This window comes from Enterococcus infantis, assembly GCF_049166715.1.
Classification (GTDB): Bacteria; Bacillota; Bacilli; order Lactobacillales; family Enterococcaceae; genus Enterococcus_C; species Enterococcus_C leclercqii.
Window position 1 is genome coordinate 22,003 of record NZ_JBMHFB010000001.1, and the last position, 23,224, is coordinate 45,226.

Genomic DNA, 23,224 nt, shown 5'->3' on the forward strand with positions numbered 1-23,224 from the left:
TCCTTATTTCAGCGTATTTTTCATCATCTGCAACAGCGCCTGCACGTCTTCGGTACGCGTGTCACCTGTGGCTTTGTCGATGATTGAGCTATAGACGTGAGGAATAATTTTTTTAACCCCTGCATCCACTGCAATCTGCAAAATTTCTTCAAAGTTCTCCAAGTCAATGCCGCCGGTAGGTTCCAAGTAGAAGTCATTTTCCCCACAAGCTTTGGCAACAGCTTGATATTCTTCTTTATGTGCCAAGCCTTTCATTGGGAAATATTTAATAGAACTACCTCCCATATCCTTCAAAAGTGCAATAGCTGTCTCGATAGGAACGATGGCTTCTGGCGTTTTGGAGCTCAGCGGCCCAGTCGCAATGTTCACATAGCCCACTTTGCCAGTAGGTGAAACCAACCCGTTGATCACAGTTTCTCCTTGTCCCAAAAGAGCGCGGGATGTTCCTACGCCAGTGAAAACCTGATTGACATGTTGCGGTTGCAACACACCGGATAACCGAGAAACCATTTGACTTTGATTGGGATCGCCGGCGCCCAGACCTACTGACAGTGCATTGTCGCAGGCCTCTTGATATCTTTTCATATCGGTGATTGCCGCTTCATCTGTTTCATAATTTTTAGATAAAACGCCGAGAACAACGTGGCCGTCAGCTGCTTCATAGCAAGCTTTCGCGTTTTCAACAGAGTTGGCCAAGACATTCAAACAAATACGGTCTTCCAAATAATTCGGGGTCAATGACATAATAAATTCTCCTTTAGATGATTTCTTTTAGTTGATTCACGATTTTTTGCAATTCATTTTCATTTACCGAGCGCACATCGAATTCGATGATGCCATTGTTGGCTTGATATTCCCGGGTATAAACTGCCGGATTGCCCAGCTTCAATCCTTGGATAACTTCTTTAGCAGTCTTGGGGCCGCTGACTTTAACACTGGCCCGATAAATATCGCGGCCGGCACCGTCTTGTACGATAGTAGCCTGCAGCCCTGAGATTTCATTGATTGCTGCCACAAATGGAACCAGTCGTTTCTGCATCGCTGCTCCAGACTCGCTGCCATTGGCTAAATAGTCTTCTACGGCTTGGGTAAAGCCTAAAATATTGTCTTTACCGATTTTCATGCCGCGACCGATGCCTTTACCTTGCAGGCGCACCCATGAAATCAGTTCTTTTTTCCCAATCACTAAGCCAGCACTCGGTCCTTCGATAGCTTTTGCACCAGAGTAGATTACCAAATCTGCGCCTTCACGGATATATTTAAACAGATCCTCTTCGGCAGCAGCATCGACAATCAAAGGCAAACCATGACGATGGGCTACTGCGGCGGCTTCCTTAACCGTCAACATGCTTTTTTGGACAGTGTGGTGGCTCTTGATATAAAGAACAGCTGCCGTGTTTGCGGTAACCATCATTTCGATATGCTCTGGTGTGCACATGTTTGCATAGCCGGCTTCAACGACACGTCCCCCACCCATCTCTACCATGACCTCTACTGCAGTTCCATAGTCAACGTTGTGTCCTTTAGGCAATAGGATTTCTCTGCGCGTCACGCGGGAAGTATAAGGATGATAGGTATGGTATAGATCTCCTTGTCCGATAACTGCTGCTACTGACTGGGCAATCCCGGCAGAAGCTGAAGAGACGATTTGTGCATCTTCAACGTCTAATAAATCGGCCAAATAAGCGCCGGTCTTTTCCAAAAGGTCTGCCATCTCAAAGAAATGTTCGCCGCCAAAGCGCTGTGCTGCCAATACGGATGGAGACACTTTAGAGACCCCTAGGATCGTCATCCGTCCTGAAGCATTGATTACATCTTTCAAGCCGAATTTTTCATAACTGATTGTCATAGATTCTGCCTCCTATAATGGTTTTGACTGGCTGAATCACTTCATCCGTCGTACGTACGTTACCATTGGAATCGGTAAGTTGTTTTTCTTTCTTGCCAATCTTGAAAATTGTAAAGTCCGCATCCATCTTCGGCTGCAAGCGGCCTTTTGTGGTTAATTTGAAGTTTTCAGCCGGCGCGATGGTGATTTTATCAATGATTTCTTCCCACGAATAGCCAACTAAGTGTAATTTTTCCAATGTTGTAGCCATGTCATAGACCGGCCCATTTTGCCGATTGCGGATGTAGATATCGGTGCTGATACTTTCACATTTGATTCCAGCTGCCAGCGCAATCTCCGCTACATGGAAATTGAAGCTATCGGTTCCATGCCCAATATCAAAAACCACACCTCGTTGGTACGCAGCTACGGCAAAATCTTTGATACGGTCTGTTTTTTGATCCAGGATTCCGTTGGGCTTACCATTGAAGCAGTGGGTCAAGACATCGCCTTTTTCCATAACTGCCAAAATATCTGACAGCTCCGGAGGATTAGAGCCAATGTGTACCATCAAAGGCAACTGCTGATTTTCTGCTTGAATTTCCTTTGCCATAAGGAGTGGTTTGATGCCGTTGTCTCCAATTACAGTTTTGCTCATGCGAGCCTTGATTCCTAAAATAAAATTGGGGTAGGCTTTTAAGGCCTCTGCCACTCGTTGTGATTGAACCTTTGTGAGGTCGGCCAATTCATCTTGTTCCACGATCCCGTACTTGGAGATGTTCACCAGTGCATAGACATTGGTTTTTGCCGCTTGGGCCAACTGATAAAAACGGCCAATATTTTCTGCCCCAGTTGTGCCAGCATCAATCACTGTAGTCACACCTTTTTCCACGCCGATAGCATCCGGATAATCGTAGTACAGATTCATCTCCTCAAAGCAGTGTACGTGATCATCGATCCAGCCGGCGGACAATCGCTCGTCGTCTGCAAGAGTCAACTCTTTTGCCCCGCGACCACTGATTACTTTTGTCACCTCGACAATCTTTCCGTCGGTAACAGCTATTTCCACCTGTTCCCCTGTGATTGTACGTCCGTTTCTGATCACTAAATCATACATCTTCTTCATCCTTTTTTCGGGATCAAAAATCCCTCAGTTTTTTTCCGTAAAACGAAACTTCGACCATGGTGCGATAAACGGCAGTAAAATCTGCTCTTCTGGTCGAATCGCGGCCACTTTATTTTTACGACTGTCCTTGTGAGGCAATAAGACCAACTGCAGCTCGTTTTTATATTTACCAAAGTCATCATTGCCAATCACGATATCCCCCGGCTGAAATTCTGCCAGGTTATCGTGGGGCGGATTGGTCTCAGCTTTGTACTTTTTACGAACTTCCGTTGAACGGATCATCGTTTCTGTGATATCCCCACGACGAAAATGTTGTTCATTCAAAACAATCTGCTTTTCCAGTTCGCTTGCACTTGGCAGAAACTCCACCGAAAAGGCTGTCTGATAACGATCTATCTCCCCCATTGCGGCCAGTTCAGCTTCAGATGCATAGGCGTTGCCGATAATTACATCATCAATTAAGCCAGTTGCAAATAAGTGCTTGGCAGCCGTAGCCGGTGCCAACTTTCGATGCATCTCCAAGCTTGGCAGCCCATCATTGACATCCCATGGACCAATCTGTCCTACCTGTGACGTCACAAAAGCCGCCGTCCGGATTCCCTGTTCTTTAAAGCGACGACTGCAACTTGCAAAAAAATCATAAGGAAGAGCAGTGCCCGCTTGAGGATAGAAATTGTGACAGCCGTATAGGTAAGGGCGGTTCGCCTGATAGGTCAAAATATTGTCTAAATAAGCGACATCATTGCTCATATTCAATTCAATAGCCACTTGTTGCGGATTGTAAGTCAACATTGCTTCCTTGTTGCCATCAAAACCGACATCCAACCGAATGCCATCAGCACCTAACTCATGGAAAAAACGCATATCATCATAACTGATCCCCAACTCGTCAAAAATCGCTGGCGCTACATCTAAGATTGTCTCATATCCCAACTCTTTTGCAAAAAAGATCAACTCTTTAAATTTTGCAGCAACTGCCTCTTTTCCATCTGTAACTTCCAACATACTCATAAAAATACGACTAAATCCGTATTTCTGCGCGGTTTCAAGGTAAGACCGGTCGGCTTGGGGATCGCTGTGATCCGGGTAAAGTGAAATTCCTAATTTGCGTTTCATATGATCTTTCCTTTCTCAAATTTGTCATATCGGAGGCGAAAACGATAGCTGATTACCACACTGGCAGCTATTGTGGCAGCAGCCGTCAGTGGAACCGGAATGTGCAACAACAGCCCTAACAACATAGCACCGACAATAAAGCCAATGCTGGCCAAAAGTAAGTAGCGGAGTTTTACCTGCGCCAATTTAGGCGGCAGGCCCTTTTTCTCCAGCAAAATCTGCAAAACGATAAACAGTCCAAGCAATAAAATCAGCATGTCAATCACCAAAAAGGTCAAGCCTGCAGTCTAAATTTCCCGACTGCGAGCCTAACCTCCCCTTCTTTAAGATACAGTAACGTGTTTTGGTTCTGCTTGTGCAGCAGCTTCTTGTGCCAGCTCTTCAGCTTCTTTTTCCAACTGTTGTTTTTCAAAGACCTTAAAGAACGGGTAGTAGATTCCCAGAGTCAAGACAAAGTTGAAAATAACCAGAATGGCTGCCGTGATGCTCCAGTCAGTACTCATCCAAGCTGCAATCGGTGAGGGCATTGCAAACCCTAAACGAGCAGCCATTCGCGGCACCAACCCAGAGACAGTCGCAAAGTATGAGATAGTCGTCGTGATCAGTGGTGCGCCGATAAATGGAATTGCCAACACGGGGTTCATTACAATTGGTGCCCCGAAAATCACAGGTTCATTGATATTAAAAAGTCCTGGTAAAATTGACAATTGACCCAATTTTTTCAAATATTTTGATTTTGAGAACAAGAACAAGACCACTAATGCCAATGTCGTGCCAGCGCCGCCAATCCAGATAAACCATTGCAAGAACTGTTCTGTAAACAAGTTTGGCAAATCATGGGCGTTGGTTCCAGCTTGGAAAGCTTCCATGTTTTCAGCAATCGACATATCCCAAAAAGGTCGAATGACCGGACCCATGATAGCTGGCCCGTGAATCCCCAACACCCAGAAGAAACAGATCAAGAAGACCGTCAAAAGTCCACCAAACAGACTGTTTCCAGCTAAGACACCTTTCAGTGGCATCAAGAGATTACTCAAAAAGCCGTTCAAATCAAAACCAATCATATGGCGAAGCACCCAGAACAAGATCAAAATTGCCGCTCCAGGAACCAATGCGATAAAGGAATTTGAAACTTCCGGTGGTACACCATCCGGCATCTTAATAGTAATATTTTTAACGATAAAGAAACGATAAATTTCAACAGATACAATTGCAGTAACGATTGAACCAAATAATGAGCTGGAACTCAGATTAGCAATATTGATATAACGGCCGGCAGCGATTACGCCATCTACATCCTCGAATACTCTAAGCGGTGGTGCAGCAGTCACTAGAAAAGCCATCGTTGCTAAAATCCCCGCGGTCAGTGAATCCAGCTTGTAAGAACGGGCCAAAGAAGATGCAATCCCAAAAGTAGCATACAATGCCAAAATTCCTACCGTATAACGAAACGGCACATCCAAGATTTCCCGATACGGTTCGATCATTGCGGCAATCGAGTCTACCGGAATATTCAATAGAATCGTGAAGAATGAGCCGACAATGGTCAGTGGCATCGTCGCGATGATCCCTTTTCTGATGGCCACCATGTGTCGCTGATTGCCCATTTTATTGGCAATTGGCATGATCTTCTCCTCGATGACCCCTACAAATCCTTTCATTGCAGTACCCTCCTAAAATCCGTTTTAGTTTATAACATTATAATGTTTTACACAAAGAAATATAACACGATTTTAGATGTCTGTAAACGTTTTTTTGTTTTTTATTTATAATTTTTGCTGGAAAATGAAAAAACCTCTGGAAAACGGAGTTCACCGTTTCCCAGAGGTCTAAACTGACACAAGCAATTGGCACCAAACCCAACTATTCTTTTCACTCAGGTCTCATAAGCAATCTGATAAGGATGTCTGGCTGTATCATAAATCGCCGTCGAATATTCCACTAAACTGCCATCAGCCGCTGATGATTTACGGATGCGCTTGAGCCCGATGTTGCTGGTGGTTTCTAGTAGCTGCTGCTCTTTTTCACTCAGCTGTACCGCTACAAAGTCGTCTTCAAAGCTTTCAATCTCATAGCCTTGCAGGATTAAAAGACGGTATAAAGACGTCCCCGCAAATACCGCCGGTCGCAATTTACTCAGCGCTGCCGGCAAATGGTGGCTAAACAAGATATACGGATGCCCCTGAAGCAGATACAGTCGCCGATAGACGAGCATTTCTCGTCCAAAATAAGCATATAGCTCATCAGCCGGCGTCAACTTTTGCTTCTTCAAATCTAAAATACGCGTCTCTAATTGCAGATCCGCTTCCTTCAAGAGCTGCGAAAAGCTGGCCGCTTTGGATAATTTATTATACGGACGGTCGCTTAAAACCGTAGTCCCTTTGCCGCTTCTCTTCTCCACGTATTCATCAGCCGCCAGAATTTCAATGGCTTTACGAACGGTGATTTTACTGACACCAAACAACGCCTCCAGCTCGTTTTCTGTTGGCAGGAGGCTGCCCACCGGATATTTACCATTGATGATCTCACTTTTGATCTGGTCGGCAATCTCCAGATACATAATCTTGGCCCGTTTCATTTTTAGCCCCCTCTCCTAAAAACCGTGACAAAAAACATCACAGATTGTTAAACTGTTTTTCACTTGTTACCCTCTCTAAAACGCATTCTAGCAGTATCCATAGACTATTCAAAAATCATTTTTACCCTGGCAGTTCACGCTTTTGTGATTCTTTCAACGAAAAAAGTATAATGTTTCTTTTGGGAAAATACAATCTTTTCGAACAAAGCCTTTGCCTTTTGACAATAAAAAAAGAGGAACCAAAATGGTATCCTCTAGCCGTTGTTGACGGAGTCTTCCCCAAAACTCCCACTTATAGTATAAAATAAGAGGAGTTATTATGCAAAAGAAAACCCGTGATTCTGCAAACAAATTATCAGAATATTCGGTTTTTGCCTTACTTTTAGCTATTTCCAGAAATCGTCTAAGACCGAAATCGGTAAATGGCGTTTATGTTGAGTTTTCTGCCACCAGTTTTCAATCGTGTGACGAGCAGCTTCAGAAACTTGGCGGCCTTCTAAATAGTCGTCGATTTCATCATAGGTGACTCCTAGAGCTGCTTCATCGGCCACTAATGGTTTATCGTCCTCCAGATCAGCAGTCGGAATTTTCAAGTACAATTCCGCTGGTGCTCCCAATTCCTTGAGTAACAGCTTGCCTTGTCGCTTGTTCAAACGAAACAGCGGTAGAATATCCGCTCCACCGTCACCGAATTTCGTGAAAAAGCCCGTGAGATTTTCAGCTGCATGGTCAGTCCCGATAACAGCACCAGCTTTGGCACCGGCGATGGCGTACTGGGTAATCATACGCTGACGTGCTTTGATATTGCCCTTGTTGAAATCAGAAACATCAATACCCACTGCTTCGACAGCGGCTTCTTGGGCATCTACAGCTGGCTTGATGTTTACCGCCAGACTTACATCCGGCTGAATAAAGGCCAGTGCTCGTTGGGCATCTTCTTCATCGGCTTGTTCGCCATAAGGCAATCGAAGGGCAATAAACTGATAACTGTTATCTCCCGTTTCCTCTCGTAGTTCTGCCACAGCGATTTGTGCCAGACGACCTGCTAAAGAGGAGTCCTGCCCGCCGGAAATACCTAACACCAATGTTTTCAAGAAGGAATACTTTCGTAAATAAGCCTTCATAAACTCGACGCTGACACGAATCTCAGCCTTTGGATCGATTTCAGGTTTGACGCCCAGTTCTTTGATGATTTCTGTTTGCAAACTCACAATTCGTTATCCCCTTTCTCACTTGAAGCAGCTACCCGCTTGCGAACTTTTTCCATGATGGCCATCTTATGGTTCCAGCAATCAGTAGACAAATCCACTGGATATTGTTGCGGATTGAGATCCCGCTTGTATTCTTCCCACAATGAACTCAAACAGTCTTGCGCATAGGCTTTGATATGCTCCAGATCTGGCAAATCATAGATTAAACGGCCCTCTTCGATGATTGGCAGCAAGACCGGCCGCGCGTCAAAATCCCGCACCGTTTTATTGATGAAGGTGTGAACCGGGTGGAACATGAAGATTTCCGCTTCTTCGCGAGGATCCTCGTCTACCAGAGTTACGTAGTCCCCTTCAGATTTACCATCTGATTTGCGATTGATCCGCCATACTTGTTTTTTACCCGGTGTGGTAACTTTTTCAGCATTACTGGAAAGTTTGATAGTGTCTTCCATTACGCCCTCATCGTTTTCGATGGAGACCAATTTGTAGACTGCTCCCAAAGCTGGTTGGTCATAGGCAGTGATCAGTTTGGTGCCGACACCCCAGACGTCAATTTTGGCTTTTTGCATTTTCAGACTGAGAATTGTATTTTCATCTAAATCGTTGGAAGCATAAACTTTCGCCTCTGTAAAGCCAGCTTCATCCAACTGTTCCCGCACTCGTTTGGAGATATAGGCCATATCACCAGAATCGATGCGCACACCCAGGAAATTGATCTTATCGCCCATTTCTTTAGCCACGCGAATAGCTGTAGGTACGCCCAATTTTAAGGTATCGTAGGTATCTACTAGAAAAACACAATCTTTGTGAGTTTTGGCGTAGGCCATGAAAGCATCGTAATCGTTCCCGTAAGATTGCACCAGAGAATGGGCATGGGTTCCACTAGCCGGAATTCCAAAAACTTTCCCTGCCCGAACATTACTGGTAGCGTCGGCACCGCCAATATAAGCCGCCCGCGTACCCCAAAAGGCAGCATCCACCTCTTGTGCGCGTCGAGAGCCAAATTCCAACAAAGGATCGTCGCCAATAACAGATTTGATACGGGCAGCTTTCGTGGCAATCAAGGTTTGGAAATTCACCATATTTAACAAAGCCGTTTCAATCAGCTGTGCTTGTCCCAGAGGTCCTTCCACTTGGACAATCGGTTCATTCGCAAAGACCAGGTCTCCTTCTAACGCCGAACGTACTGAACATTTGAACTCAAAGTCAGCTAAATATTGTAGAAAATCTTCCGGGTAACCGCCAACTTCCCGTAAGTATTCCAAGTCACTTTCACTAAACTTTAGATTTTCCAGATAGTGAACGAGCCGTTCTAGGCCGGCAAAGATTGCGTAGCCGTGGTTGAAAGGCATTTCACGGAAATAGCATTCGAAAACAGCATTGCGGTCTGCCCGTCCCAATTCCCAATAAGTCTGCATCATGTTAATCTGATAAAGGTCCGTGTGCAGTGTTAAACTGTCGTCCGGGTATCGTTTCATGAATTTTCTCCCTTTCTTTTCTGCAGCAACCGGCAGTATCTGTTAAATCCGGCTGTAGGCAGCACTACTGACTGCCTTTTCGGTGAACACACCGCTGCACCCCTATATTCGCCCTCCATTATAACAAAAAATCAGCAATAGGGTGGCAAACGCCGCCGTTTAACAGTAGAAATTACCAAAAGACAGGCAAAACTTGCTAAAAATATAGCCATTTTGAGAGCCAATCTTTTACTGATAGAAATCGAGCCAAAATAAATAAGCCTCTTGCATCAGCTAATGGGGCTGATGCAAAGGGCTTATCACTAAGTAAAACTCATTTAAGCTTCCGGCGCTGCCATTGTCACTAGAATAATATCTTTACGAGGCTGAGAAAACTTGATTCCGGCATCCTCCATGCGAGCTTTAACACTCACATCCACCTTTACATGTTCACGATCGGTTTTCAGCAGTCGATGGATCGCAAAGTCCACTTCACTACGTTTAATTTTTTTACGAGAATCCACCATAACCAGATAGATTTTTTCATAAGCATCTACATAGACGATCTGGACCCGATCCAACGCATACATTTTATAAAATTTGATTGCCGTATGATCAAAGAGAAATTTGGTAATATTAGGATAAAATGTTTCCAGATTCAAGTTTTTATTAACAGGTGATTCGATTAATTTCATAGCATGACCTTCCTTTTGTTAAGTGTTGTGTGACGTAAGACAAACTTTACGGGCATTTCTGCAATCCGATAACTGTTCAGTAATATACATTACGAGTAAACTATCATATATCTTATTATTTTCTGATCAATCGCTAAAATACAGTGTGTGCACTTGTTTTACAGAAAAAGTATAGCACATTTTTTTGAATTTTTTGTGCTTTTTTTCTTGACCTTCACGCTACGTCAACCGCTATTCTTTAAGTGTGGCCACCGCTGTTACTCAGCAAAAAAGAAAGGAATGACTCTTTATGGAATATACGATTCAAAAGCTCGCTGGCCTGTCTGGTGTTTCCAGCCGGACATTGCGTTATTATGACGAAATCGGCTTGTTGCCGCCAAAACGATTCACTTCTTCCGGATATCGAATCTACGGACAAGCCGAAGTCGACCGACTGCAGCAGATTCTTTTTTTAAAAAAATTCGGAGTCAAATTAGAAGAAATCAAAGAAACATTAGAAGCGCCGGGCTTTGATATCGAAAAATTACTGAGTCAGCAGCGGTCTTTGCTAGAGCAACAGTTGCTGCAATTGACGTCACTCATTGGAACATTGGACCAGACGCTGGCCTATTACAAAGGAGAGAAAAACATGACCGACAAAGAAAAATTTACTGCTTTTAAAAAAGAGCAATTGCAAGAGAACGAAGCCCACTATGGTCAAGAAATTCGCGAAAAATATGGCGAAGAGACCGTCGCAAAAGCCAACCAAAAATGGTTAAATCTCACTTCAGAAGAGCACCAGCAAATGCAAGCAGCAGAAGCCCAGCTATTTTCTGCTCTTGAGATTTTGAGTAGCCAACCACAACCAGTAGACCTTGATAGTCCGCTAGCTGGCCAAGTTTTCAAAGCCCATAAAACGTGGCTGACACTAGTCGCACCTTTTTACAATAATGACTACCATCGTGGCTTAGCAGACATGTATGTGAACGACGAGCGCTTTGCCGCCTATTACAATCAACGTACCAGTCAGCCATCTGTAACACTTTTGCACGACATTATTTTTCACTACACAGAAGCTTAAAAAAACTGCAGGTCACTGAAATTCAGCCGACCTGCAGTTTTTTGCGCTTTTTTTTATAATCTAGCTTACATCATGCCCATTCCTGGATCCATTGGTGGCATTGCTGGTGCAGCTGGTTCTGGTTTATCCGCTACGACAGCTTCAGTCGTCAACAGCAAGGCTGCAACAGAAGCGGCGTTTTGCAGTGCAGAACGAGTCACTTTGGTAGGATCCACGATACCGGCTTCCACCATGTTGACCCATTCGCCATTGGCAGCGTTGAAACCGACACCCAAATCGGCATTTTTCAGCTTGTCGATAATAACAGAGCCTTCATAACCGGCATTTTCAGCGATTTGACGTACAGGTTCTTCCAAAGCACGAACCACAATGTTGATACCAGTAGCAACATCACCTTCCGCTTCCAGTTCAGCAACTTTTGTGATGACGTTTACCAGTGCCGTACCCCCACCGGAAACCATGCCTTCTTCAACTGCAGCGCGCGTCGCATTCAATGCGTCTTCAATTCGCAGTTTCAGTTCTTTCAACTCTGTTTCAGTTGCGGCACCCACTTTGATGACAGCAACCCCGCCAGCTAGTTTAGCCAAGCGTTCTTGCAATTTTTCACGATCAAAATCAGAAGTAGTTTCTGCGATTTGATTTTTGATTAATTGTACACGGGCGTCGATGGCTTCTTTGGCACCAGCACCTTCAACAACTGTTGTGTTGTCTTTATCAACGACCACTTTGCTAGCTTGCCCTAAGCTTTCAATCGTAGCATCTTTCAATTCCAAACCAAGATCTTCTGTAATAACTGTCCCACCAGTTAAGACAGCGATATCTTCCAACATCGCTTTGCGGCGGTCACCAAAGCCAGGTGCTTTAACAGCAACTACGTTAAATGTCCCACGGATTTTATTCAATACTAGAGTTGGTAATGCTTCGCCATCCACATCATCAGCAATGATTAACAGTGGTCGAGATTGTTGCAAAATTTGTTCCAGCAAAGGCAAAATATCCTGGATGTTGGAAATCTTTTTGTCTGTAATCAAGATATATGGATTGTCCAAAACAGCTTCCATCTTGTCGTTGTCAGTCACCATGTATTGAGACAGGTAACCCCGGTCAAATTGCATCCCTTCCACAACGTCTAGTTCTGTTTCGATCCCTTTTGATTCTTCAATCGTAATTACACCATCGTTACCAACTTTTTCCATCGCATCAGCAATGTATTTACCAACTTCTTCAGAACCGGAAGAAACTGCACCTACTTGAGCGATAGCTTCTTTTGAATCCACGACCGTTGAAATTTTGTGCAGTTCTTCAACTGCTGCTTTTGTAGCCAATTCGATCCCACGGCGGATGCCGATTGGATTAGCACCGGCGGTCACGTTTTTCAAACCTTCCCGTACGATTGCTTGTGTCAGCAACGTTGCAGTGGTAGTCCCGTCACCAGCGATGTCGTTCGTTTTAGAAGCGACTTCTGAAACTAGTTTAGCCCCCATATTTTCAAAATGGTCTTCCAATTCGATTTCTTTAGCGATCGTTACGCCATCGTTAGTAATCAAAGGTGAGCCATAAGATTTTTCCAAAACCACGTTGCGGCCTTTTGGTCCTAAGGTAACTTTGACTGTATCTGCCAATTTGTCAACACCACGCAGCATTGCGGCACGAGCGTCTTCTGCAAATTTGATTTCTTTTGCCATGATAAATTTTCACCTCATAAGTTTTTTTCCGGCGATTGCCGGTAGAGTTTGGGGAAGATACGCATTACAAATTATTCAACAATTGCCACGATATCTTTGCCGTTAACGATTAAATATTCTTGACCGTCGAATTTCACTTCAGAGCCAGCATATTTTTCAAACATAACTTGGTCACCAACGTTGACTTCTACTGGTGCTTTTTCACCGTTGTCTAATGTCCGACCATCACCAATTGCAACTACTTCACCAGTTTGGGGTTTTTCTTGAGCGGAAGATGCCAATACGATTCCGCCAATTGTTTTTTCTTCTTCCTTCGCGACTTTGATGATGACGCGATCACCTAATGGTTTTAACACGATAAATCCCTCCAATTTTTGTGTGCTACAGCCGCCTAATCAAAAAAGCTACTGTAACATGTTGTTACGATTTTGTGTTTTTGGGAATTAGCACTCTCATATCTCGAGTGCTAACCTACAAAACTTATGATACTCATTTTGGTTGCTATTGGCAAGTTTTTTACTTCAAAAAATAGCGAAGAAATTGTGAAAGATTCGTGAAACCCGCTGACATAAGACATATTCGTTGACCCTGATGGACATTTCCCCATAAAATGAAGAAAACTGAGCCAAACAGTTCTGGCGGCCATTCATTTTTGGTCAAGCTGTTGCTCAACAAATCTGGAGGGATCATTATGAAAATCGCCATTATTGGTGCTACCGGTCACGCTGGTACCTTATTGACAAAAGAAGCATTGGCTCGTGGGCTGGCTGTCACTGCAATCATGCGCAATGCTAAAAAATTGCCCGTCGACGTCCCTTTCATCGAAAAGGATCTATACGATCTAACCGCTGAAGATTTACAGGGATTTGATATCATCATTGATGCGTTTCGAGCACCAGCTGGTAAAGAGGACATGCACGAAACTAGCTTGGCACATCTGATTGGTTTATTGCAAAATACCGATACCCGCTTGTTAGTCGTCGGCGGCTCTAGTTCATTGTTCATTGACGACAATGGTACACGTATGATCGATGAATCCCCTGCTGATGCGCCTTATTATCCAACAGCCTACCATATGTATAAAGCCTTTGAAGAACTTAAAAATAGCAGCCATTTACGCTGGACCTATCTTTCACCAGCCGCTTACTTTAATCCCAACGGCCCTCGCAGTGGCGAATATCGCTTTACTGGCGAACAATTAGGTTTTAACTCCGCCGGCCAAAGTGAAATCAGTATGGCTGATTTTGCTGTAGCCATGTTGGATATCGCGCAAAAAGACCTCTATGAAAACCAACATGTAGGCGTCGTAGGAATCTGACGTGATTTTCTCCCTTGAACAGAGCTCTCCCAACGATTAGGCAGCATTTAAAATTTTTAACAATGAAAAGCCAAGTCACTTCCATTAAGAAATAGTGGAAGTGACTTGGCTTTTTAGGACTCACATTTTGTTGTGCTCGCTTCAGAGGCGGTGACTAGACGAATAGATGGCTGTCACAGTTCAGACTTTTGCCGGGCTCCCACGTCATGCCATACTCTTCTCGTTTTTATATTAAGGTACAAATCCGAGGACGTTTTCTTAATTTCTACTATAGTATTAGAGAGTATTAGCCTTGAAACCAGCGATACACAGTGACAAGATTTCCATCTTGCAAGGGCTGCTGTGGTAGTTGTTCCACTAAACAATTGCTATGGAGAATTTGTTGGAAACGAGAGACTTTGGCTCGATTTTTCTCGATCGTCACATGACCATTTTCACTGTAACCGCTGATAAATCGTCGCAAACCACTGCCCTTGATTTCTTCTGAGCGTAAAAGCTGTTGTTCCTTTTTCAGCTCAAAGGTCGCCGTTTGATAAAAGTGAGCCAGTAGCGGCCAATAAAACAAGTGAAAATCCACCAAAGCTGCAAACGGGTTACCTGACAAGCACAGCAAAGGAATTTCCTCCCAAACGGCTGCCATCACCGGTGTTCCAGGCTTGAAGGCGACAAAATGGAACAAAATTTCACCGCCATTTTCCGTAATTGCTGCCGGCAGAAAATCCTTTTGTCCCACTGAGACACCGCCAGTCGTGATGATTAGATCGACTTGATTATGAGCAAGCCGCAGCTGTTCTGCAAATTGCTGCGGCTCATCGTCACAAATCGTTTGAAAGACGACTTCTCCGCCGGAACGTTGGATATAAGAAGCCAATACATAAGCCGAACTGTTGTACACTTGTGCCGTCTTTAGCGGTTTTTCGACTTCAGTCAACTCACTACCGGTAGAAATTATACCCACACGGAGCTTTTTTTTGACATGAACAAACGCTGCGCCCACACTCGCTAACACTCCCAGGCTTTCACTGGTCAAATATTGGGAAGCTTCAATGATTGTTTCTTTTTCTTGCAGATCCTCGCCAATAGCAACATAGTGTTTTCCCTGCAAGATTTCTCTGACAATCTTTACTTGACTTTCTCCATAATCCGTCCACTCCTGAGGCACCACACTGTCAACTGAAAGCGGGAGAGCCGCTCCGGTCATGACGCGAACCGCTTCCCCCAATTTAGGCTGCAAAGTTGCCGGATTATCTCCTGCAAACAGTGTCCCGATTACCTTAAGAACTACCGGCTGTAAGACTGAGGCACCTGCAGTACTCTCTGCAGCCACAGCATAGCCATCCATTGCAGCGCGCGGAAAGGCTGGTACCGGTGCGGGTGCTGTAATGGCCTCAGCTGTGATACGACCAACGCTTTCTGCTAAGGGGATGCTTTCAATTCGTGTTTGAGGAGAAAGTCGTTCCTTCACTTTCAGCACTGCTGCTTCCAATTCAATCATCTTTCTCCTCCATTTTCTTTAGCTTAACGGTTCAATCGCCACTGCACATACTTTGTATTCCGGAATGATGGCAATGTCGTCGAAAACCGCATTGGTCAGTTCATTGACATTGCCGTCTTCAAAGTGGAAGGTCATGAATGACGCTCCCGGAAGCACCTTTTCACCAACGATTGCGCGAGTTTCAATAGCGCCGCGGCGAGAAGAAACCCGTACGCGACTGCCATCGATAATTCCCATTTTTTCGGCGTCTTCTTGATTGAGCTCGATATAAGAGCTGCCGGCCAGTTCATTGATGCCTTCTGTCCTTTTAGTCATGGCACCGGTATTGTATTGATAAAGCATCCGCCCCGTCGACATCAAGTATGGATACTCTTTGTCTGGTAGTTCTTTGGCAGGCTTGTACGCCAACGCTTTAAACAGCCCCTTGCCGCGAGAAAATTCCCCTACGTGCATGATAGCCGTTCCGGGATCTGTCAGACTGCGGCAAGGCCACTGAAGTCCCTGAATATCTTCCAACCGATCATAAGTAACACCGGCAAATGTCGGTACGACCCCGGCAATTTCATCCATGATTTCCTTTGGTCCTTCGTAAGTCATTGGATAGCCCATTTTCGTCGCAACCTGACAGAAAACTCGGAAGTCTTCCCGGCCTTGTCCCACTGGCGCTACCGCTTGGCGAATACGTTGAATACGACGCTCGGTGTTGGTGAAGGTCCCATCTTTTTCGGCAAAGCTGATTCCCGGCAAAACGACATCGGCATATTTAGCAGTTTCTGTCATAAATAGGTCTTGGACTACCAGAAATTCCAAGCTGTTCAATGCATGACGAACATGAGACAAGTCTGGATCTGTCACTGCAGGGTCTTCACCAAAGATGTACAGCCCCTTGATTTCACCGCGGCTAGCAGCTGGCAATACTTGAGTTGACGTTAAACCAATAGCTGGATTGAGTCTCGTCTGCCAAGCGCGGCTAAATTTTTCAATTGTCGCAGGGTTGGCAACTTTTTGATAGCCGGGGAAGTCAAATGGCGAGCAGCCCATATCACAAGCACCCTGCACATTGTTTTGACCTCTCAATGGATTCACACCACAACCGGAGCGTCCCAATTTGCCAACTAACATGGCAATGTTGGACATGCTCATGACACCTTCTGTCCCACTGGAGTGTTCGGTGACACCTAAACAGTAAATGATTGGTGCTTTGTCCGCCTTAGCATATAAACGGGCTGCCTCAATCAAATCGGCTTCATCAATCTCACAAATGGCTGCAACTTTGGCTGGCGTATAATCAGCTACCAGTTGTCGCAACTCATCAAAGCCTTCTGTTCGGCGGGCAATAAAGTCCATGTCTGCCAAGCCTTCTTTGATAATGATGTGCATCAGTCCGTTTGCAAACGCGACATTAGTGCCAGCTTTGATCTGCAGATGTAGAGTCGCCTGACGAGCCAAATCGATTTTTCTAGGATCTACCACAATCAATTTTGTTCCGTTTTGTACGGCTTGACGAATTCGTGCCCCGATGACTGGATGCGCCTCTGTTGGGTTGGAACCTACAAGTAAAATCACGTCCACATCTTCAGTAATATCGGCGATGGGGTTAGTCATTGCCCCGCTACCCAAAGTCATCGCCAGTCCGTGTACAGAAGCCGAATGACAAACCCGGGCACAGTTGTCGACATTGTTCGTTTGAAACGCCGTCCGAACCATCTTTTGAAAGACGTAGTTGTCTTCATTAGTGGAGCGGGAACAAGAAAAGCCTGCGAGACTATCGCCGCCGTATTGCTCTTTCAAGCGACTAAAGCCATCCGCAACAACCTCCAATGCTTCTTCCCAGCTGGCTTCTTCAAACTGACCATTTCGCTTGATCAACGGCGTCTTGAGACGATCGCCTGCAGTCACAAATTTATAAGAAGCAAATTTTCCTTTGACACATAGCAGGTTCTCATTTGCCGGTCCGTCTGCCGGCTCGACGTCGACGATTTTGCCATCTTTGACCACAAAGTAAAATTGACAGCCGGTTCCGCAATGAGGGCAGGTCGTCAACACTTTTTCTGTCTGCCATTTTCGGTATGTTTTATGGGCTTTTGTACTCAATGCCCCGGTAGGACAGACAGACACGCAATTGCCACAGGATTCGCACATGGATTCACTCCAGTCTTCTCCTCCGCACGGCAGCATTTTGGTATCGAAGCCGCGATTCGCCGTGCTGATGACATCACGCCCCTGACGCATTTGACAAACGCGGGCACAGCGGCGGCACATGATACATTTTTCCGGGTCATAATCAAAGAAGTGATTGCTTCGATCTTGCTGGTCAGCCAGTTGCCGGCGCCCATCAAAGCTGGTCGCCTCCAGTCCGTATTCGATGCAGTATTCTTGCAGGCGGCAATCGCCATTGGCACTGCAAGTAAAGCAGTCGAGTTTGTGATTGCTGAGCAACAAATCTAAGATGAAGCGCCGAGCCCTGCGAACTTTTTCACTTTGCGTGTGAACGACCATCTGTTCTTGGGCATGAGCAGTACAAGCGGTGACCAAGCCACCTTTGCGCCCGCCTTCGACTTCCACCGTACACATGCGGCAAGAGCCATCCGGTGAAAGTTCCTTTAAATGACAAAGAGTTGGAATCGAAATCCCCGCTTGTTGTGCGGCTTCCAAAATTGTTTGTCCTTTGGCAACGGTGACTTCCTGATCATCGATACACAATGTAACAGTTAATGGTTTCTCTTTTGTTTCAATCATAACCAAGATACCTCGACTTTCCGCTGATCAGCTGCAACAGTCATTTTTTCTTGAAAATCTTGTGGAAAACAAGCGAGTCCACTGGCGATTGCATTGCCTGCTGACTGTCCTAAACCACAAGCGGATAAGGCAGTAATCTGGCCAATCATCGCTGTGAGTACTTCCAGATCATAGGCTGTGGCTTGCCCTTTTTGAATTTTTTCCATCAATTCCAATTGGCGCAAAGTTCCAATCCGACAAGGCGTACATTTGCCACAAGACTCATGGGCAAAAAAAGCCGCCACGCTGGTCAAGTAATCGACGAGATTGACACTGTCATCTAAGACTACAATTGCCCCACAACCTACAGATACCCCATGATCCCACAAATCCTCGTAGGAATACAAACAATTCTCCAACTGACTAAGGTCACCGATCATCCCCGATTGCCCACCAAAGTGCGCAAATTTTAGCGGTCGACCAGTACTGCTGCCGCCCCCAAAAGTTTCACTATAAATCAGCTCCTGCAGCGGTGTTCCCAGCTTAATTTCATACAAGCCCCGCTGCTTGATGTGCCCCGTTAGACACACTAACTTGGTACCCCCGCCACCTTCAGTCCCCAGTTGACGGTAAAAGCGCCCCCCCTCTCGTAGGATTACCGGGATTCCCGCAAAGGATTCCACGTTATTTACTAAAGTTGGTTTGCCGTACAATCCGACATCTGCCAAGTGAGGAGGTTTGACTCGTGGACGTCCGGTCTTGCCTTCGATGGAATTCAAAAGTGCCGAGTTTTCCCCACAAACATATGCGCCAGCACCGGAAATGATTTTGATATCATAATCAAAACCAGCAATCCCCATGATATCTTGTCCTAATAAATGCGCCTTTCTAGCGTTTTTTAAGGCCCGTTGGAAAATTTCATGCACCTGTCGATATTCTCCCCGGATATAAATGTAGCCTTGGCGGGCATCAAACAACCGGCCGGCGATGGTCATTCCCTCAATAACTGCAAGCGGATCTTGTTCTAGTAAGGCTTTGTCTTTATATGTTCCCGGCTCTCCTTCATCAGCATTGCAGACAATGTATTTGTCTGGACCGGCTGCCTGATACAAATGTCGCCACTTTTTCCCCAATGGATAGGAAGCGCCCCCACGGCCCAATAATAGCGCTTCATCCAATTCATCTAAAATTGCCGGCCCGGACATCTTCAGGGCTTTTTTCAAGCCAGCATACCCGGCTAATTGCAGGTATTCGTCTACTGCGGCTGGATCATTCAAACGACCAAAGCGCGCTGTCAATACTCTTTCTTCCATTTGTGATCCTCCTATAAATCCGGGTACTGCCCATTGCGCAGTCCCATCAACAGCTGACTAATTTTTTCAGCAGTCAACTGATCAAAAACAGTGTCTTTGATCTTTACTACCGGGTCGCGATCACAGGCCCCAAAACAAGGAATCCCATGGTACATAAAGAGCCCATCCGCCGTCATCTGATTCTCTTTGACCCCCAGCTGTTTTTCCAGCTCAGCAAAAACCAGCGGCCCATGTGAAAAACGGCAGGGGCTGCTATTGCAGACTTTGATGACATATTTGGCTTGCGGTTGATCTTTCAAGATTGAATAAAAGCTGACAATTTCAGAAACTCGCGTTTGTGTCAGATGCAGACATTCCGCTACCAATTTGATGGTTTCATCATCTAAATAGCCCGCCTCAGAAGCAAACTGCAGATCCACTAGAATATTTAAAATCTGCTCAGGATTGGCATCATATTTTTCGATGATATCTAATTTTTCGTCCAATGTTAAAGTAGTCATAGTTTCCTCCAAAAAAGTTTCAGACATTGATTAAAGACAACTGGCGACAATCAAACTCCTCGGCCCGCTGAATCAGCAAGTCGGCTTTGTTCATTACTGCTGCTGCGCTGGGCTTTGCCTTTTTTTGATTGTCCATCATGATGAAGAGCTGCGGCCGGAAAAACTTCCGCAACGAATTTGATTCGCAAACTAACCAAGCATCTTCAGGCACTTGCTGGTAAACATCTCTAAAGCCTGCTGCCAAATTTTCCTCCAACGCTTTCAACAAAAAGGTCTTGGTACTGCCGGCAGCCAACATCTTACTAGTGTCTTTACTGCCCTTAGCATAATGCTCTTCACTCCACTCATAACCACCGGTAAATGCCGTACAGATTCCACAGCCTGTGCCGCCTCTTTGACAGCTTCCTTTTTGGCGGCCGCTGATGGTAATGATTTTCAAGCTATAGACCGGGCGCTCCTGTCGCAAATAGTTGATTAATTCCAGTGCTAGCGTTGTCTTGCCACTATTACGCCCAGTAGAACCAATTTGAATTAAGTTAGCCAGACATATTTCAGGCTCTGCTTTCATTGTCGGCCTCCTTTTGTCGCGGATTCAAAATAATCAAAGGAAATGCGACAAACAATGCTCCACCAAGGGCATTTCCGATTCCGACAAAGATCAGATTTTCAATAATTTGTCCCCAGGTGATGGCCCCGCCAGCAAAAAGATATGCTGGTAAGATAAAGGCATTTGCTACGACGTGCTGAAACCCGCAAACGACAAAAATCATGATGGGAAACCACAAGCTGAACATTTTCCCTAGAAAGTCTTTACTAACAGTCGCAATAAAGACCGCCATACAGACAAAAATATTACAACCAATGCCTGAAACTACCATCATCAGCGGCCCATCCGCCAACTTTGCGGTAGCCACAGCTCCTGTTTTAGCCAAAAAACTGCCTTCACTCAAACCGACAAAATGCCCAAAAAAGAACGCCACTAGGATGCCACCAATGGCATTGGTTAAAAAGACCAGCAGCCAATTTTTAAACAGTTCTCGCAGGCGAATTTCTCTGTCTAATACTGCCATAGTCATGACCATCATATTACCTGTCAACAGCTCACCTCCCAGAAATGACAATGCAATCAGCCCAATGGGAAAGACGCAAGCACCCAGAAAAGTAGCCACGCTGCCCCATTCTTTGGGAACCGCCCCGCTGACTCGCAAAAAAGCCAAGTAGCCAAAAGCGATCAACGCGCCGGCATTGATTCCTAAAATTATGAGTTGCGGCAGCGGCAGCTTTGTTTTCGCCTTGGCCTTAGCAATCAAAATATCAATTGCTTCTCTGGTGGTATAACTGTTCATAGCATTCCCTCCATTTTCTTCCAATGAATAAGCTCTTCCGGTGTGTTGACATTTGTAAAAGTAAACTTGTCTGTTGGCACCGTTGTTACCTGTAATTGCGCAAATTGCTCTCGAATGCGGCCATCGCCTTGCTCCAATTGCCCTTTAAAGACCGGCAAACAAGAACGGTGATAAAATCCAAACAATGGCTCCAAGCGCCCCTTTCTTTGGTAAAGCAAGACCTGAGGAGTTTGCCCAGTTTGCGCCAACTCATTGACTGCCGCAAATGACAGCTCTGGCATATCACAAGCCATCACAAAGGCATAAGGCGTCGTAATTTTCTCCAACGCTGAGGTGATTCCTCCTAATGGCCCACACCCTGGGTAGTCGTCTTCCCAGATTGTTAGTTCGTTAAAAGCCGGTTTTTCGAAAAAGCGTTCTGCCCGATCTGTCATCAAGACAACTTCAGGAAAGATTTTTTTCAATAGCTGCGCTGTTTTAGCCAATACAAATTGTCCATCCATCTGTAGCAGCGCTTTGTTAAAACCCATGCGGTGGCTTTTGCCCCCGCACAAAACCACCGCTGTTGCTTCACCTAAATCCATCCCCAACACCCTAACTATTTTTTTGTGATTCTAATTTTTTTTCAGTTTTAGTATAGTCGTGTTTTTTGGCAAGGTCAACAAGGAAAATGAAAGCGTTATTATTTTTAATGTGCTTTTTAGCCAGTTGATTTGAGTGTCCGTTTATTTTCCAACAGCAACTAAATATTGTTACAGATGGTTTTAGCGCTAGCTTTTTCCCACAGGAAACGATTATTGCCAAAACAAAAAAAGACTCTTTGAAAAGTCATTCGCTTCTCAAAGAGTCTTCGTTATTCGTATTCATTTTTTGAAACAAAGATAACGAGCAATCGTTTCGTTCTTCTTGGTTAGAGACTCGGTCAAAGGCTAAACATCTCACATGCCCGATCAGGATCGGTATCAAAGATATCAAAGTCTACCCCAACTCCAAGATCGTATTCCTTTAAGGTACTCTCCATCGTCATATGGGCCAGTTCTTTCAGGTTATTCTCTTTACTCAAGTGTCCCAGATAAATTCGCTTAGTATTATCACCAATGATATCGGTAATCACCAATGCGCCATCTTCATTGGACAAGTGTCCGCGATCGCCTAAGATTCGTTGCTTCAGGCTCCATGGATAAGGCCCCATCCGCAACATTTCTAAATCGTGGTTGGACTCCATCAGGTAAGCATCGGCATCCCGAATCACCCCCCGCACATGGTCAGAACAATACCCCGTATCCGTTAGCATTACGAATTTTTTTCCATCTTTATGGAAACTGTAAAACTGTGGTGCCGCTGCATCGTGGGACACACCAAAGCTTTCAATATCCAGATCCCCCAGAGTCAGCACTTTTCCCATATCAAAAATCTGCTTTTGTTCAACTGGCACATTGCCAATCAATGGATCCATCGCTTCCCAAGTTTTCTCGTTGGCATAGACATCCAATTTATACTTGCGAGCCATCACACCGACACCATGAATATGGTCTCGATGCTCATGGGTTACTAAGATAGCATCCAAATCTTCCGGCTTACGACCAACTTCTGCCAAAAGCGCGGTGATTTTTTTACCGGAAAGACCCGCATCCACCAAAATTTTCTTTTTGTCACTTTCAATATAGAGGGAATTTCCCGAACTGCCGCTGGCTAAGATTGAAATATTCATTGTTGCCGTCGCCGTTGTGGTGGTCATGAGTTGAAACTTCCCTTCTTTAAGCTGCTACCAGCCGTTT

22 protein-coding genes are annotated in these 23,224 nt (G+C 45.1%); 2 read left to right on the plus strand and 20 right to left on the minus strand.

Annotated elements, in window-relative coordinates:
• Window positions 1-3: 3 nt before the first annotated feature.
• From dagF to ACOMA8_RS00140, 10 genes are all read right to left on the minus strand, one after another.
• A complete protein-coding gene (dagF, locus tag ACOMA8_RS00095; RefSeq protein WP_421367367.1) occupies window positions 4-744 on the minus strand; it encodes a 2-dehydro-3-deoxy-phosphogluconate aldolase in 741 nt (246 codons plus the stop codon).
• Between the two features lie 13 nt (window positions 745-757).
• On the minus strand, window positions 758-1,849 hold the full coding sequence (locus ACOMA8_RS00100; protein ID WP_421367369.1) for a DgaE family pyridoxal phosphate-dependent ammonia lyase: 1,092 nt from the start codon (window positions 1,847-1,849) through the stop codon (window positions 758-760).
• A complete protein-coding gene (locus ACOMA8_RS00105; protein WP_421367371.1) occupies window positions 1,833-2,945 on the minus strand; it encodes an amidohydrolase/deacetylase family metallohydrolase in 1,113 nt (370 codons plus the stop codon). The genes ACOMA8_RS00100 and ACOMA8_RS00105 overlap by 17 nt, the downstream gene beginning before the upstream one ends.
• 33 nt (window positions 2,946-2,978) lie before the next feature.
• The gene (locus ACOMA8_RS00110; RefSeq protein WP_421367373.1) at window positions 2,979-4,070 is read right to left on the minus strand and encodes a DUF871 domain-containing protein; all 1,092 of its coding nucleotides are present in this window, start codon (window positions 4,068-4,070) and stop codon (window positions 2,979-2,981) included.
• The gene (locus ACOMA8_RS00115; protein ID WP_421367376.1) at window positions 4,067-4,327 is read right to left on the minus strand and encodes a hypothetical protein; all 261 of its coding nucleotides are present in this window, start codon (window positions 4,325-4,327) and stop codon (window positions 4,067-4,069) included. The genes ACOMA8_RS00110 and ACOMA8_RS00115 overlap by 4 nt, the downstream gene beginning before the upstream one ends.
• 66 nt (window positions 4,328-4,393) lie before the next feature.
• Window positions 4,394-5,731 carry a PTS sugar transporter subunit IIC gene (locus ACOMA8_RS00120; protein ID WP_421367378.1) on the minus strand — a complete coding sequence of 446 codons (1,338 nt, stop codon included), beginning with the start codon at window positions 5,729-5,731 and terminating at the stop codon, window positions 4,394-4,396.
• Between the two features lie 215 nt (window positions 5,732-5,946).
• On the minus strand, window positions 5,947-6,648 hold the full coding sequence (locus tag ACOMA8_RS00125) for a GntR family transcriptional regulator (protein WP_421367380.1): 702 nt from the start codon (window positions 6,646-6,648) through the stop codon (window positions 5,947-5,949).
• A gap of 386 nt (window positions 6,649-7,034) precedes the next feature.
• Window positions 7,035-7,859 carry an ammonia-dependent NAD(+) synthetase gene (nadE, locus tag ACOMA8_RS00130; RefSeq protein WP_161899097.1) on the minus strand — a complete coding sequence of 275 codons (825 nt, stop codon included), beginning with the start codon at window positions 7,857-7,859 and terminating at the stop codon, window positions 7,035-7,037.
• A complete protein-coding gene (locus ACOMA8_RS00135) occupies window positions 7,856-9,337 on the minus strand; it encodes a nicotinate phosphoribosyltransferase (protein WP_161899098.1) in 1,482 nt (493 codons plus the stop codon). The genes nadE and ACOMA8_RS00135 overlap by 4 nt, the downstream gene beginning before the upstream one ends.
• A 317-nt stretch (window positions 9,338-9,654) precedes the next feature.
• Window positions 9,655-10,011, minus strand: a complete 357-nt coding sequence (locus ACOMA8_RS00140) for a DUF1827 family protein (protein WP_421367383.1) — start codon at window positions 10,009-10,011, stop codon at window positions 9,655-9,657.
• 289 nt (window positions 10,012-10,300) lie between these two features.
• Here ACOMA8_RS00140 and ACOMA8_RS00145 point away from each other — a divergent pair, with 289 nt between their 5' ends.
• Window positions 10,301-11,071: a MerR family transcriptional regulator gene (locus ACOMA8_RS00145; RefSeq protein ID WP_421367386.1), complete on the plus strand. Its 771-nt coding sequence runs from the start codon at window positions 10,301-10,303 to the stop codon at window positions 11,069-11,071.
• A gap of 65 nt (window positions 11,072-11,136) precedes the next feature.
• On the opposite strand, the gene groL is transcribed toward ACOMA8_RS00145, so the two are convergent.
• Complete coding sequence (groL, locus tag ACOMA8_RS00150) at window positions 11,137-12,756, minus strand: chaperonin GroEL (RefSeq protein WP_161899101.1); 1,620 nt, start codon at window positions 12,754-12,756, stop codon at window positions 11,137-11,139.
• Between the two features lie 71 nt (window positions 12,757-12,827).
• Window positions 12,828-13,112, minus strand: a complete 285-nt coding sequence (groES, locus tag ACOMA8_RS00155) for a co-chaperone GroES (protein WP_161899102.1) — start codon at window positions 13,110-13,112, stop codon at window positions 12,828-12,830.
• A 335-nt stretch (window positions 13,113-13,447) separates the two neighbouring features.
• Between groES and ACOMA8_RS00160 the strand changes: the two genes are divergently transcribed.
• Complete coding sequence (locus tag ACOMA8_RS00160; RefSeq protein WP_421367390.1) at window positions 13,448-14,074, plus strand: NAD(P)-dependent oxidoreductase; 627 nt, start codon at window positions 13,448-13,450, stop codon at window positions 14,072-14,074.
• A 286-nt stretch (window positions 14,075-14,360) separates the two neighbouring features.
• On the opposite strand, the gene ACOMA8_RS00165 is transcribed toward ACOMA8_RS00160, so the two are convergent.
• The 8 genes from ACOMA8_RS00165 to ACOMA8_RS00200 all read right to left on the minus strand — a co-directional run bounded on the left by ACOMA8_RS00165 (window position 14,361) and on the right by ACOMA8_RS00200 (window position 23,157).
• Entirely contained in the window at window positions 14,361-15,569 is a 1,209-nt protein-coding gene (locus tag ACOMA8_RS00165; RefSeq protein WP_421367392.1) for a molybdopterin molybdotransferase MoeA, read from the minus strand.
• Window positions 15,570-15,587: 18 nt separating this feature from the next.
• A complete protein-coding gene (gene fdhF, locus ACOMA8_RS00170) occupies window positions 15,588-18,305 on the minus strand; it encodes a formate dehydrogenase subunit alpha (protein ID WP_421368236.1) in 2,718 nt (905 codons plus the stop codon).
• Entirely contained in the window at window positions 18,305-19,600 is a 1,296-nt protein-coding gene (locus tag ACOMA8_RS00175) for a complex I 51 kDa subunit family protein (RefSeq protein WP_421367395.1), read from the minus strand. The genes fdhF and ACOMA8_RS00175 overlap by 1 nt, the downstream gene beginning before the upstream one ends.
• Window positions 19,601-19,611: 11 nt before the next feature.
• A complete protein-coding gene (locus tag ACOMA8_RS00180; protein ID WP_161899107.1) occupies window positions 19,612-20,100 on the minus strand; it encodes an NADH-quinone oxidoreductase subunit NuoE family protein in 489 nt (162 codons plus the stop codon).
• Window positions 20,101-20,119: 19 nt separating this feature from the next.
• A complete protein-coding gene (locus ACOMA8_RS00185; RefSeq protein ID WP_421367399.1) occupies window positions 20,120-20,668 on the minus strand; it encodes a hypothetical protein in 549 nt (182 codons plus the stop codon).
• Complete coding sequence (locus ACOMA8_RS00190) at window positions 20,652-21,446, minus strand: formate/nitrite transporter family protein (protein WP_421367402.1); 795 nt, start codon at window positions 21,444-21,446, stop codon at window positions 20,652-20,654. Before ACOMA8_RS00190 ends, ACOMA8_RS00185 begins: the two co-directional genes overlap by 17 nt.
• Entirely contained in the window at window positions 21,443-22,030 is a 588-nt protein-coding gene (mobA, locus tag ACOMA8_RS00195; protein ID WP_421367405.1) for a molybdenum cofactor guanylyltransferase, read from the minus strand. Before mobA ends, ACOMA8_RS00190 begins: the two co-directional genes overlap by 4 nt.
• A gap of 338 nt (window positions 22,031-22,368) precedes the next feature.
• Window positions 22,369-23,157, minus strand: coding sequence for an MBL fold metallo-hydrolase (locus ACOMA8_RS00200; protein WP_161899243.1), 789 nt, complete (start codon window positions 23,155-23,157; stop codon window positions 22,369-22,371).
• Window positions 23,158-23,224 lie beyond the last annotated feature (67 nt).